The 13148-nt window shown below is 68.9% G+C and carries 12 protein-coding genes and 1 pseudogene; 5 read left to right on the top strand and 8 right to left on the bottom strand.

Annotated features, from left to right (window positions below; all coding sequences use genetic code 11):
* Window positions 1–21: 21 nt before the first annotated feature.
* The 3 genes from NP777_RS22490 to NP777_RS22480 form a co-directional block, all read right to left on the bottom strand.
* Complete coding sequence (locus NP777_RS22490) at window positions 22–1206, bottom strand: macrolide family glycosyltransferase (protein WP_256651963.1); 1185 nt, start codon at window positions 1204–1206, stop codon at window positions 22–24.
* A 267-nt stretch (window positions 1207–1473) separates the two neighbouring features.
* Window positions 1474–1671, bottom strand: a complete 198-nt coding sequence (locus tag NP777_RS22485) for a DUF397 domain-containing protein (protein WP_256651962.1) — start codon at window positions 1669–1671, stop codon at window positions 1474–1476.
* A gap of 10 nt (window positions 1672–1681) precedes the next feature.
* On the bottom strand, window positions 1682–2536 hold the full coding sequence (locus tag NP777_RS22480) for a helix-turn-helix domain-containing protein (RefSeq protein WP_256651961.1): 855 nt from the start codon (window positions 2534–2536) through the stop codon (window positions 1682–1684).
* A 130-nt stretch (window positions 2537–2666) separates the two neighbouring features.
* Between NP777_RS22480 and NP777_RS22475 the strand changes: the two are divergent.
* From NP777_RS22475 to NP777_RS22460, 4 genes and pseudogenes are all read left to right on the top strand, one after another.
* Window positions 2667–3156 (top strand): annotated as a pseudogene (locus NP777_RS22475) (ATP-binding protein).
* An 82-nt stretch (window positions 3157–3238) separates the two neighbouring features.
* Window positions 3239–4129, top strand: coding sequence for a hypothetical protein (locus NP777_RS22470; protein ID WP_256651960.1), 891 nt, complete (start codon window positions 3239–3241; stop codon window positions 4127–4129).
* A gap of 5 nt (window positions 4130–4134) precedes the next feature.
* Entirely contained in the window at window positions 4135–4410 is a 276-nt protein-coding gene (locus tag NP777_RS22465) for a hypothetical protein (RefSeq protein ID WP_256651959.1), read from the top strand.
* A 429-nt stretch (window positions 4411–4839) separates the two neighbouring features.
* Window positions 4840–7314: an NACHT domain-containing protein gene (locus NP777_RS22460; RefSeq protein WP_256651958.1), complete on the top strand. Its 2475-nt coding sequence runs from the start codon at window positions 4840–4842 to the stop codon at window positions 7312–7314.
* 278 nt (window positions 7315–7592) lie between these two features.
* Here NP777_RS22460 and NP777_RS22455 read toward each other — a convergent pair whose 3' ends face one another.
* On the bottom strand, window positions 7593–10118 hold the full coding sequence (locus NP777_RS22455) for an ATP-dependent Clp protease ATP-binding subunit (RefSeq protein ID WP_256651957.1): 2526 nt from the start codon (window positions 10116–10118) through the stop codon (window positions 7593–7595).
* Between the two features lie 523 nt (window positions 10119–10641).
* Here NP777_RS22455 and NP777_RS22450 point away from each other — a divergent pair.
* Window positions 10642–11244, top strand: coding sequence for an SCO3374 family protein (locus NP777_RS22450; protein WP_256651956.1), 603 nt, complete (start codon window positions 10642–10644; stop codon window positions 11242–11244).
* Between the two features lie 5 nt (window positions 11245–11249).
* Here NP777_RS22450 and NP777_RS22445 read toward each other — a convergent pair whose 3' ends face one another.
* The 4 genes from NP777_RS22445 to NP777_RS22430 all read right to left on the bottom strand — a co-directional run bounded on the left by NP777_RS22445 (window position 11250) and on the right by NP777_RS22430 (window position 13053).
* The gene (locus NP777_RS22445; RefSeq protein ID WP_037960512.1) at window positions 11250–11588 is read right to left on the bottom strand and encodes a histone-like nucleoid-structuring protein Lsr2; all 339 of its coding nucleotides are present in this window, start codon (window positions 11586–11588) and stop codon (window positions 11250–11252) included.
* A 221-nt stretch (window positions 11589–11809) separates the two neighbouring features.
* Window positions 11810–12331, bottom strand: a complete 522-nt coding sequence (locus NP777_RS22440) for an amino-acid N-acetyltransferase (RefSeq protein ID WP_256651955.1) — start codon at window positions 12329–12331, stop codon at window positions 11810–11812.
* 22 nt (window positions 12332–12353) lie between these two features.
* Entirely contained in the window at window positions 12354–12749 is a 396-nt protein-coding gene (locus tag NP777_RS22435) for a BlaI/MecI/CopY family transcriptional regulator (protein ID WP_075200364.1), read from the bottom strand.
* A gap of 121 nt (window positions 12750–12870) precedes the next feature.
* Entirely contained in the window at window positions 12871–13053 is a 183-nt protein-coding gene (locus NP777_RS22430) for a hypothetical protein (protein ID WP_256651954.1), read from the bottom strand.
* Window positions 13054–13148 lie beyond the last annotated feature (95 nt).

Genomic DNA, 13148 nt, shown 5'->3' with positions numbered 1-13148 from the left:
AGCGGCCGGGCCATCGTCATGTCACCGCAGCGCGTCCTCGATCAGATCGGCCGCCCGCGCGGTGCCACCCTCGGCCCGCACCTCGTCCCGCAGCCGCGCCGACGTGCGCGCGACCTCCGCGTCCGTGGTGAGTTCGGTCAGCGCCGCCCGCAGCCCCTCGGCGGTGGCCTCCGCTGTGTCGATACGGCGAGCCACCCCCAGCTCCACGAGCCGGTCGGCGTTCATCGGCTGCTCGGCGCCCTGCGGTACGGCGATCATCGGCAGCCCGCAGTACAGCCCCTCCCCGCTGCTGCCCATCCCGGCATGGGTGACGAAGGCATCGGCCCGCTCCAGGATCGCCAGCTGCGGTACCCAGTTGTGGACCTCGATGTTCGCCGGGATCTCCCCCAGCTCACCCGGGTCGACGTACTTGCCGATCTGCAGCACCACATGCCACCCGGGCAGCTCCCCGAAGGCCGCGACGCACTCTCGGTAGAAACCGGGCTGCCGGGTGAACGCCGACCCCAGCGAGACCAGCAGTACGTTCTCCGCGCCGGCGGGACGTTCCCAGCCGCCCTGGTCGGCACGGTCCCCGAGGCACGGCCCGACGAACGTCACCACCTCGGTGTTCACCCGGTCGGCGTTCGGCTGCATCGCACGGGGGATGAGCGCGACACAGCGCGGCGGCTGTCCGGAGAAGGCGTTCGGGTCCGTGGTGGTGGCGCCGGACTCCACGAGCCACGTCGCGAACTTCTCCTGATACGCGTCCGCACCGGGAAGGCTCATGATCTGCGCCCCGACCTCGTCCTGGTAGCCCTCCCAGCCCACGATCGTCGGCGACAGCTGGACCAGCGGGCGCCCCTGCGTCTCGGCGAGCGCCCGGCCGGCGTACGCGCCGATGTCGTACAGATACAGATCGGCCGGGTCGCGGTCGTACACGGCGCGCAGCTGCGGCAGGACGTGGATGGCGTCGTCCAGGAACACGGTCATCGCGCCGATCGGGTCCTCCGGCCAGTCGTTGTCGGCGACCGGCAGGGTGGACTCGAACGGCACGAACTCGGCGCCGGTCGGCGCGATGGCGTCCGCGACGAAGGGGTCGTTGGCGTAGGTCACCCGGTGCCCGCGCGCCACGAGTTCGCGGATGATCTCGAGGCTGGGCAGTACATGACTGATGGCGGGAACACCGACCATCGCGATATGGGCACGGCGACGGGACGGACGTGACATGAGAGATCACTCGTTTCAGGTCTACGGCGAAATGGACACGACGACCCGGCGCACGGGCGTGGTCACCGGTGCGCCGGAGTGAGCGGCGTGTCAGCCGTAGATCTGAAGGAACGAGTCCATGCGGGGAACGGTACCCCGGCCGCCGACCGGCCCGCCTCCCGTTTTCCGGCCTCAGCAAGCGGTAAGTGCCCGCTCAGCGCCGGCCCCTAGGGTCGCGAACGCGACGGGCCGTCCGTTCTCCCTCCCTCTCCCGACGGACCGTCGCGCCTAACTTTCCTGGACGCGGTCGAAGTCACCGGCCTTGGCCGCCCGTATGAAGGCGCGCAGGGCGGCGGGTGTGGTGGTCAGGACGACGTCGGGGTCGTCACTCTCCCGCAGCGCTATGCCGTTGCCGTCGGCGGCGACGTTCACGCAGTTCGACGAGTTAGCGCTGTAAGACGACTTCCGCCACTGGTATCCGGACACGCTTCTCCCTTCACATCGCACGCAAGATGCCACGGATGAAGTCCCGCGACTCTCGCGGCTGGAGGGCAGTCGTCTCCATGCGATGGACGACAGCCCTGTATCTGGCCAGCTCGGCCTCAGCATCGATGAACTGGCACCCCCATGCCAGATCGAGCTGCACGGTATCGAGTTGTGGCACGGGACCGAGGACATAGTCGAGCGACTGCCCCGCACCAGGGAAGGTTCCACCGCCGCCGAACGGAATCACCTGGATGGTGACGTTATCCATCTCGCTCATGGCGATGAGGTGTTCAAGCTGGGCGCGAACGGTCTCCACGCCGCCGAACTCCATCCTCAGAGCGGCCTCATGGATGATCGCGGTGTACGGCACCGGCTTGTCGCCATGGAGGATCGCCTGCCGCTTCATCCGGTGCGACAGCCGATGCTCCACCTCGTATGCCCGCAACGGCGGAGCTGCCTCCCGAATCACCGCACGGGCGTGATCCACGGTTTGCAGCAGACCCGGGATGTGGATGACGACTGCGACGCGCAACCCGTGCGCCTGGTGTTCCAGCTCGGCCAGGTCAGCGAAGCTGACCGGAAGGTGTTCCCGGTACTCGTCCCACCAACCCCGGGTCCGGCCGCCCGTCATGTCGGCCAGCGCGTCCAAAAGATCGTCGTCCCCACAGGCGTAGTTGCGGGCGAAGACCCGTACACGTTCTGCACTCACCGGGTACCGCCCGGCTTCGATACTGCTCAGGCGAGCCTGGTTGATCCCGTGCCGCGCGGCGGCAGCGGTCGATGACAAGCCCGCGCGTTCCCGGAGCTTACGCAGCTCTGTCCCCAGGCGTCGCTGGGTCAGGGTCGGGGTGTTGCTCGGCGGCATCCGGATCTCCCTATGTCACCCACACGAAGTCATTTAGCAGCCTTGCTGCTGATTTCGTAGCAGGTCTACCACCGACTGCCCTACGGTGTGGGCGCAAGCGACCCAACTTCCCCCGACCGAGGGAGACTCCATGGCCAACGTACCGCCGTCCTCCGACCCCTGGACGTACTCCCTCCGCCTGCCCAACGACCCACGGGCCGCACGGATCTCACGCGCCACCCTCCGGGCGGTCCTCGCCTCCCACGGCATGGCCGAGCTGACCGACACGGCGGAACTCCTGACCTGCGAGCTGGTCACCAACGCCGTCCGCCACTCCGACGGCCCGGCTCAACTCCGCATCCGCCACCTCTGCGAAAGCCGCCTCCGCGTCAGCATCTGGGACACCAACCCCACCATCCCCGCGCCCTTCGACGCCCCGCCCAGTCCCCTCGACCGCTTCTCGGCCCTCACCGAGGCCGCCGCCGGCCTGGACGCGACCTCCGGCCGGGGCCTGCTCATCGTCCGGCTGTGCGCCGACAACTGGGGCGGCTACCCCCTCGCCGACGACCTCTTCGGCATCAGCGGCAAGCTGCTCTGGTTCGAACACCCCACAGCAGAACGCCTACGAGATCGCGGCCTGACCGGGCACCGACCTTCCCCCAATCGAGTGATCACTGGTCATTTGCCCCGGGCACATGCTCCGATGACCATACGTTCACGAACATGGTCAGTTCGCGGCACGAGGCCGCACATCGCATCTTTCAAGAACGACCGGAGTTACTCGCCCCGGTATTCCGCATATTGGACGTCCCGCTGCCAAAGGAAGCAGCCGTCGAGGTGCTCACCCCCGACGCCACGGAGATCCGCCCGCTGGAGCGGCGCGTGGACAGCGTGCTGCGCGTCGATCCACCTGATGGTGGCGGCTTCCTCCTGGCCATCGAGGCACAGGGTCGTCCCGACCCGGACAAGGCGGTCAGCTGGGCCTACTACCTGGCGTTTCTCAAGGCGAAGCACAAGCGCCCGGCGCTTCTCTTGGTGGTCTGCCAGGACAAGTCAACCGCCGACTGGGCGGCGGGGCCCTTCCGGCTCGGCCTGGACGACTGGACGGCACTGTCCGTACACCCACTGGTCCTGGGCCCGGGGAACGTCCCGGTGATCCTGGACCCCGAGGAGGCCGCCCAGGACCTGACCTTGGCGACCTTCTCGGCCCTGACACATGGCAGCCACCGGGACGCCCCGGCCATACTGAAGGCCCTGGCTCGCGCCATGGGAACGGCCGACCCGGAGTCCGTCAGCTACTACTCGGAATTGCTGGAGATCGGCCTGGAGGGCTTCCCGGCCAAAGACACTTGGAGGAACGAGATGAGCGTGGGTACATACTTCCCCGGCCGTGGCACCCTCATCGAGGAGACCTTCCTCAAGGGCAAGGCAGAGGGACAGACCGAGGAGCGTGCGCTGGCGGTGCTGCGCGTCCTGGAGAAGAGGGGAGTCGCCATCCCGGCCGAGGCACACGACCGCATCACCGCCTGCACCGACCTGGACGCCCTCGGCCGCTGGCTCGACCGGGCCGTCACCGTCTCCACCGCCGACGAGCTCTTCACCGAGGATGACTGACAACCATGGACGTAGTAGGTAGCTACTTCCCCGGCCGGGGGACCCTCATCGAGCTGACCTTCCGCGATGGCCAGGCACATGGAGAGGCTGCGGGGCTCGCCGAAGGTGTCCTGCGCATCCTCGCGCACCGGGGGATCACCGTCCGGCCCGAGACACGCCACCGCATCCGCGAGTGCCCCTATCGCAGCACCCTCAGCCACTGGCTCGACCGCGCTTTCACCGTCTCCCAGGCAGACGAGCTGTTGGACGAGCTCTTCGCGGTGGAGGAGCCGGACCGGTAGGTCACCGCGCGGGCCCCGGGGGCCGGACCGGAAGCCGTGCCACCGGGGCGCGGTCGCCGACGCGGCGGGAGGGGGTGGGGTCGGAGGGGTGGTGCCCTGGACGCTTACGTGTATTTGTGGCGCCGATCTCCGGCCCACGCAAGTCCCTGGCCAATGGCGCCGTAAATATACGGTCCAGGGCGCCGCCCCGGAGGCCCCGCCCCCGGCACCCACCACGCACCCCGGCGCACCACCCACGCACCCGATGGCGCATCCAACAGCGCCCCCGCCGCCCGGCAACGCACCGCAACCACCACACCGCGCCCCCGCCCCATGCCCCAGGCCGCCCCCGGAACCCACGCCGAACCCCCACCCACCCGGCACCGACCGTGCCTACCCTGGTGGCTTCTTCGATACGGCGAACAACAGTCACCGGGGGGACGGGGCCTCATGGATCCCGCAGCCGCAGCCGCAGCCGCAGCCATAGCCACACTGGTCCAGGAACTCTTCGTCGCCGACGGACCGGTGGACCGGCCCGTCCGCATCGCCTCCCTCGTCGCCTTCCAGGGCGACCACCGCACCCTCACCGAACGGGACCTGCCCCGGATCGCCTCCGCACTCGTCGAGGACGTCGCGAAAGAGATCGGCGAAGAGATCACCGATCGGGCGCGCCCCGAGCTGACCGACGCGCTCGCCCGCACCCTCCACACCCTCGGCACCGTCGACCTGGACGACCTGCGGGCCGTCCGCCTCGGCCCCGAGGCCTTCGCCCGGCACCTGGCCGTCGGCGCGCCCGACGCCGACGAGGGGCTGGACGCGGCCGACGCCGGTACGCACGCCTCCCTCCGGAAGGCCGTCTGCGCGCACATCCTGCGCTTCCTCACCATCCGCTCCCCCTTCGTGGCGGCCGCCGAGGACGCCGGGTTCGAGGAGCGCTACGCCCGGGACATCGTGGCCGCCCACGACCATCTGACGATCTACGGCATCGATCTGACCCACTCCCCCGACAGCTGGCCGCTGGACGCCGCCTATCTCAGCCTGGAGACCGAGACCGACGGCGGCAGCCCCAGCGCCCCCGCGGAACAGGCCCTCGCCGGGCGCACCCGGGTGCTGCTGTGGGGCGTGGCGGGGTCGGGCAAGACCACGCTGGTGCAGCGGCTCGCGGTGTCCGTGGCCCGGGGCGACCTCCCGGCCCCGCTGGAGGGGCTGCGCGGGCGGGTGCCGTTCGTGCTCCCCGTGCGCCGGTTCCGCCGCGACGGCTTTCCGGAGCCGGACGCCTTCCTGTCCGCCGTCCGCTATCCGCACGCAGCCGCGCAGCCACCCGGCTGGGCCGAACGGGTGCTGACGCACGGGCGCGGACTGCTGCTCGTGGACGGGGTGGACGAGGCCCCGGAGGAGGAGCGCGAACGGCTCCGCGAAGCGCTCCGCGAGCTTCCCGCGCGCTATCCGGGAAATGTCTGGCTGGTCACCTCGCGCCCCTCGGCCGTACGGGAGAACTGGCTCGCCGCCGAGCGCTTCACCGAGCTGAAACTCTCCCCGCTCAGCCGCGAGGGCGTGACCGCGTTCATCCGGCGCTGGCACGCGGCGGCCCGCCAGGACATCACCGACCAGGTCGATCTGGACCGGCTCAGCGGTTACGAGGAAACGCTGCTGGACGCCGTAAGGATTACCCGGGACCTCGGGCGGCTGGCCACCAATCCGCTGATGTGCGGTCTGCTGTGCGCACTGCACCGGGACCGCCGCGGCTATCTGCCGCGCGGCCGGAAAGCCCTCTATGACGCGGCCCTTTCCATGCTCCTGGAACGCCGCGACCGCGAGCGCGCCATGCTGCCGCCGGATGGAATCGACCTCCCCCAGGAACCGAAGATCCGGCTGCTGCAGAAGCTGGCGCACTGGATGCTCGTCAACGGCAGGTCCGAAATGGACCGGGCCACCGCCGTCGAGACGCTCGGCCGGTACATCCCGGCCATTCCGCACGCGGCGCGGCAGGGCGGGCCGGAGGAGATCTACCGCCATCTGCTCAACCGAACTGGTCTATTGCGCGAGCCCACACCCGGTTCGGTCGATTTCGTGCACCGAACGTTCCAGGACTATCTCAGCGCGAGAGCGGTCGTCGAACGGCACGATTTTGACTTCCTGATCGACCACGCACACCTGGACGACTGGGAAGAAGTGATCAGAATGTCCATGTCTCTCGCCCGTCCCGATGAATGCGCCTACCTCCTGGAGGGGCTGCTGGCGGCCCGTAAAGACGCCCGTCCGGTCCATGCCCGCCATCGCAAACTCCTGGCGGCCGCATGTCTGGAACACGCGACGGAGCTGGACCCCGAGGTGCGTTCCCGGGTGCATCGCTATACCCGTGATCTGGTACGCCCGACCTCGCTGGAAGGGGCCCGCGCACTGGGCTGGATCGGGCCTATCGTGCTGGAAATGCTGCCCGATCCCAGCGGCGTATCCGATGAGGAAGCCCACCGGCTGGCCGTCACCGCCACCTCGATAGCCGACGACCGCGCGATCGACTATCTGGTCCGGCTGCGGGAGCGCGCCTCCTGGGCGGTACGGGCGCAGCTCGCGGGCGCCTGGCGGCGATATGACACCGACCGTTACGCCGAGGAAATCATCGCCCATCTCGATGAGCGGGAACTCGACTTTCCGGTGTCGGACCCGGAGGAGCTGCGGGCGCTGCGCCGGCTGGGCGGCCGCCCCTGCGTCCAGATAGCCGGTGCGTTCACCCCGGAGCAGCTGGCCGAGGGCCTGGTGGCCGAGCGGCTGACCGAGCTGTGGCTCGCCTACGACCTGGGCGCGGACCTGGACCTGAGCTGGCTCGCCGTCTTCCCGCGGCTGGAGGTCCTGCGGCTGAGCCACCGCAACGCGGAGGTGACCGGCGTCCCCGAGGGCGTCCAGGTCATCGTGGCGGGCGCGTGAGGGACCCCCCGGAGGGGAAGCCGTGCCCGGCCTCCCAGGGCGTCACAGGGCCGCTCAGGGCGCGCCTGCCCGGCACCCCGCACAAAGCGAAGCGGCATCTGCGCGAAACGGGCCGCCCCGAAAAGCCGGACCTGCGCGAAACGGGCCCCCGGAAGCGGCACCCGCGCAAAACCGGACCTACGCGAAACGGGCCGCCCGGAAGCGGCACCCGCGCAAAAGGGGCCGCCCCGGACCGGGATACGGTCCGGGGCGGCCCCGAGGCGATGGACGACCGCGCGTCACGCCTCCTTGCTGAGGTTCGGGCCCGCGCCACCGGCGGCGGACTCGATCGGCGGGGTGTCCGGCAGCGCCGACTTCTCCTCGCCGCGGAAGGTGAACTTCTTCTCCTCACCCTCGCCCTCGGTGTCCACGACCACGATGTGGCCCGGACGCAGCTCGCCGAAGAGGATCTTCTCCGAGAGCACGTCCTCGACCTCGCGCTGGATCGTCCGGCGCAGCGGCCGGGCGCCCAGGACCGGGTCGTAGCCCCGCTTGGCCAGCAGCTTCTTGGCCTCGCCACTGAGCTCGATGCCCATGTCGCGGTCCTTCAGCCGCTCGTCCACCTTGGCGATCATGAGGTCGACGATCTGGATGATGTCGTCCTCGGTGAGCTGGTGGAAGACCACGGTGTCATCGACACGGTTCAGGAACTCGGGGCGGAAGTGCTGCTTCAGCTCCTCGTTGACCTTGGCCTTCATCCGCTCGTAGCCGGTCTTCACATCGCCCTGGGCGGCGAAGCCCAGGTTGAAGCCCTTGGAGATGTCCCGGGTGCCGAGGTTGGTGGTCATGATGATCACCGTGTTCTTGAAGTCCACGACCCGGCCCTGGGAGTCGGTCAGCCGACCGTCCTCCAGGATCTGCAGCAGCGAGTTGAAGATGTCCGGGTGGGCCTTCTCGACCTCGTCGAAGAGGACCACGGAGAACGGCTTGCGGCGCACCTTCTCGGTGAGCTGGCCGCCCTCCTCGTAGCCCACGTATCCGGGCGGGGAGCCGAAGAGCCGCGAGACGGTGTGCTTCTCGCTGAACTCCGACATGTCGAGCGAGATCATCGCGTCCTCGTCACCGAAGAGGAACTCGGCGAGGGTCTTGCTGAGCTCGGTCTTACCGACACCGGACGGGCCCGCGAAGATGAACGAGCCACCGGGGCGCTTGGGGTCCTTGAGGCCCGCACGCGTGCGCCGGATGGCCTGGGAGAGCGCCTTGATGGCGTCCTTCTGGCCGATGACGCGCTTGTGCAGCTCGTCCTCCATGCGCAGCAGCCGGGAGGACTCCTCCTCGGTGAGCTTGAAGACCGGGATGCCGGTGGCCGTGGCCAGGACCTCGGCGATCAGCTCCTCGTCGACCTCGGCGACGACGTCCATGTCGCCGGCCTTCCACTCCTTCTCCCGCTTCGCCTTGGCGGCCAGGAGCTGCTTCTCCTTGTCGCGCAGGCCCGCGGCCATCTCGAAGTCCTGCGAGTCGATCGCGGACTCCTTCTCCCGGCGCACATCGGCGATCTTCTCGTCGAATTCGCGCAGGTCCGGCGGTGCGGTCATCCGGCGGATCCGCATCCGGGAACCGGCCTCGTCGATCAGGTCGATCGCCTTGTCCGGCAGGAAGCGGTCCGAGATGTAGCGGTCGGCCAGGGTGGCGGCCGCGACCAGGGCCGAGTCCGTGATCGAGACGCGGTGGTGCGCCTCGTAACGGTCCCGCAGGCCCTTGAGGATCTCGATGGTGTGCGGCAGCGACGGCTCGGCGACCTGGATGGGCTGGAAGCGGCGCTCCAGGGCCGCGTCCTTCTCCAGGTACTTGCGGTACTCGTCGAGCGTGGTCGCGCCGATGGTCTGCAGCTCACCCCGCGCCAGCATCGGCTTCAGGATGCTCGCGGCATCGATCGCGCCCTCGGCGGCACCCGCACCCACCAGGGTGTGGAGCTCGTCGATGAACAGGATGATGTCACCGCGGGTGCGGATCTCCTTGAGCACCTTCTTCAGGCGCTCCTCGAAGTCACCGCGGTAGCGGGAGCCGGCGACCAGGGCGCCCAGGTCCAGGGTGTAGAGGTGCTTGTCCTTGAGGGTCTCGGGCACCTCGCCCTTGACGATGGCCTGGGCCAGTCCCTCGACGACCGCCGTCTTGCCGACGCCGGGCTCGCCGATGAGGACCGGGTTGTTCTTGGTGCGGCGCGAGAGCACCTGCATGACCCGCTCGATCTCCTTCTCGCGCCCGATGACCGGGTCGAGCTTGGATTCGCGGGCGGCCTGGGTGAGATTGCGGCCGAACTGGTCCAGGACGAGCGAGGTGGAGGGAGTGCCCTCCGCGGGGCCGCCGGCGGTGGCGGCCTCCTTGCCCTGGTAGCCGGAGAGCAGCTGGATGACCTGCTGCCGCACCCGGTTCAGATCGGCGCCCAGCTTCACGAGGACCTGGGCGGCGACGCCCTCGCCCTCGCGGATCAGGCCGAGCAGGATGTGCTCCGTGCCGATGTAGTTGTGGCCGAGCTGAAGGGCCTCGCGGAGCGACAGCTCCAGGACCTTCTTGGCACGGGGGGTGAAGGGGATGTGCCCGGACGGGGCCTGCTGGCCCTGCCCGATGATCTCCTCCACCTGCTGGCGGACCGCCTCGAGCGAAATCCCGAGGCTCTCCAGGGCCTTAGCGGCGACACCCTCACCCTCGTGGATCAGGCCCAGGAGGATGTGTTCGGTGCCGATGTAGTTGTGGTTGAGCATCCGGGCTTCTTCCTGAGCCAGGACGACAACCCGCCGCGCGCGGTCGGTGAACCTCTCGAACATCGTTAATCGCTCCTCAGAGCGGTCAGAAAGATCGGGGACGATCCCCTCCCTGTCCTTCCGCATGCTAGTCCCGCAACCCGGGACAGCTCATTCCAACTGCCGACAACCGTCCGGATCACCCCCGCTCGCACGGGGCAAACAGCACTGGCCTCCTGCCCGAACAGCCGACAACTGCTTCAACCCGATGGTGCGAGACGATGTTCCCGCAGGCCAGGCATCTACGCCCACCGTCAGTACGCCGATGGCGAACGCCGCTTTCTCCCGACACGCGGACCGCCCCTCCCCACTAGGGATGTCTTACCCGCAAGCACAGATACTCCATGCCGTGGGGGCCGGTTCCATCCGCTATGGGCGAACAACCTTGCGCCCGTTCACCGGCCCTGCAGGACCCCTTACGGGTACGGGGCGCGCACGATCCGGTACGGAACGTCATCACGCACGGAGATCGCCGCGTACGGAGATCATCACGCATGAACGTCACCGTCCGCGTAACCAAGCGGGCGGGCGGGGAGTTCTGCCGGGCATGATCCTCGGGGCCCACAGCGCGGAGCCGTCCGCACCGGCCGCCAGGTCACGCCGGTACGGCTGGTACGAGCGGGAGCTGGGCTGGCCGACGACCGGCAGCGATCCCGTCGAATTGCTCACGGGGGTGGCCTTCGACGTCATCGAACTGCCGGCCGTGGCCGGTTTCGCGATGCTGCGGCGCGTACCGCGGACCGGTCCGGTCGCGGTGGAGGGCGCCTGGATGCGGCTCCTGGTGGCCGCCGGCAGCGCGGACGAGCTTCCGGGGCTGCTCGACTGGCTGGAGTGGGGCGGTGTGGCCCTGGACCTGGGCGCGATCGGCGCCGGAGGCCGGATCACCGCGCCATGCCCCGTCCGCTCCTGGCCACCGTCCCTGGCCGCCGGGGCGCCCGGTGAGCGATGCCCGCAGGAGGCCGCCGTATGGCTGCGACCTCCCGACGCCAAGGGCGGGGTGGAGCCGACGCTGCCGAGGGCAGGCTTCGGGGGCGATGGGGGCGCCCCCGATCTCGTACGGCTCGTGAGCGCGGCGGCCACGGAATGCCACCGAGCCCGGTTGGTGCGCGCCCTGCCACTGCCCAGGCAGCGGCGAGCCGGGGAAGGGTGACGCGCTCAGCCGTTGGCCTTCTCATACGCCTCACGGACGGTCGCCGGAACACGGCCGCGGTCGTTGACCTCGTAGCCGTTCTCCTTCGCCCAGGCGCGAATCTTCGCGGTGTCCTGACCGGCGCCGCCCGCCGCCGCCCGCGCCTTGCCCCGGCCGCCGGAGGCCCGGCCACCGGTGCGCCGGCCGCCCTTGGTGTACGGCTCCAGGGCGTCACGGAGCTTGTCCGCGTTGGTGGTGGTGAGGTCGATCTCGTAGCTCTTGCCGTCCAGAGCGAACGTCACGGTCTCGTCCGCCTCGCCGCCGTCGAGGTCGTCGACAAGAAGGACCTGAACCTTCTGTGCCATGGGGTTCCTTTCAGGGAAAACGGGGGGCTCGGGGGCGCGGCGTTAGCCGCTGATGACTCACCCCCCAGGTAATTACACTACGGGAGAATAGGAAACCGCTTTTCCCGGAAAAACACAAACCCCCCGCGAAGGTTCGACCGATCCACCAAGCGGGAAGCCTCATGGAAGGTCATGTTCCGGAGCTATGTGATAGGGGAGCGATTCGGACATAGGGCCCGCGATCACAGTTGCAGAAGCATCCGGCTGTTGCCAAGGGTGTTCGGCTTCACCCGTTCGAGACCCAGGAACTCGGCGACGCCCTCGTCATAGGAACGCAGGAGCTCGCTGTAGACATCGCCGTCGACCGGCGTCTCGCCGATCTCCACGAAGCCGTGCTTGGTGAAGAAGTCGACTTCGAAGGTGAGGCAGAAAATGCGCCGCACGCCCAGCCAGCGCGCGGTCTGCAGCAGCTTGTCAAGCACCAGATGCCCTACACCGGTGCCCTTGAGAGTCCGATCGACGGCGAGAGTGCGGACCTCCGCGAGGTCTTCCCACATGACGTGCAGCGCTCCACAGCCAATGACCTCAGCGTCGTCGTCGCGCTCGGCGACCCAGAACTCCTGGATGTCCTCGTAAAGCGTCACGGTGGCTTTGTCGAGCAGGATGCGATCGTCCACGTACGAGTCGATGAGGCGACGCACCGCCCGAACATCGCTGGTCCGGGCGCGGCGGACGGTGACTACTTTTGATAGTGGGGAGGACATGACCGGACGCTATCGCCCCGGGTCATCGCCCCGACTCACCGGGGCTCTCCCCCGGCTCCCCCAGTTGTGCGACACGCATGGCATCCCGTAGTGCGTCGCGCTGCTCTTCGGACATCATCCCGAAGAACGCGACGAGTGCCGCCGCCGGGTTGTCACTGGTCGACCACGCTTCGTTCATCAGTGCGGCCGAGTAGGCGGCGCGCGTGGAGACCGCGGCATATCGATAGGCGCGCCCTTCCACCTCACGGCGCAGCCAGCCCTTGTGATGCAGGTTGTCCATTACGGTCATGACCGTCGTGTAGGCGATCGAGCGTTCCCGCTGAAGGTCTTCCAGGACTTCCCGGACCGTGACCGGGCGGTTCCACTTCCACACCCGCGTCATGACCGCGTCTTCGAGATCTCCCAATGGCCGAGGCACACCGAGAATAATAGTGGTAGATGTCCCGAATGTCCGGAGGATTGGGCGGTTGGACGGGAAAAGCCACACGCCCCGTGGACGCGACGCGTCCACGGGGCGTGTTCCGGCGTGATCGATCCGATCAGGAGGTCTGGCGCTCCGGCGCCGGGCGCTCGGCCTCGGCGTTGGCCGCCAGCGCGGCGTCCACCGCGGCGTCCTCCTTGGACTTGTTGGCGCCGCCCTGGCTCTTCACCATCGTCACGATGAGCGCGGTGAAGGCCACGGCCATCACGATGGGCGGGATCAGTGCGGAGACATAATCCATGGCTCTCGGCCTCCTTTTGCTCGAGACCACCAGATTACGCGGCGCGCCGCGGCCTCCCGGAGCCGGGCACCGGTCCCGGGCGGGGCGCCCCGGGG

Source organism: Streptomyces rugosispiralis (assembly GCF_024505145.1).
GTDB classification, from domain to species: domain Bacteria; phylum Actinomycetota; class Actinomycetes; order Streptomycetales; family Streptomycetaceae; genus Streptomyces; species Streptomyces rugosispiralis.
The sequence above is the reverse complement of the archived record's forward strand: the minus strand, read 5'-3'. Positions and strand labels throughout refer to the sequence as shown.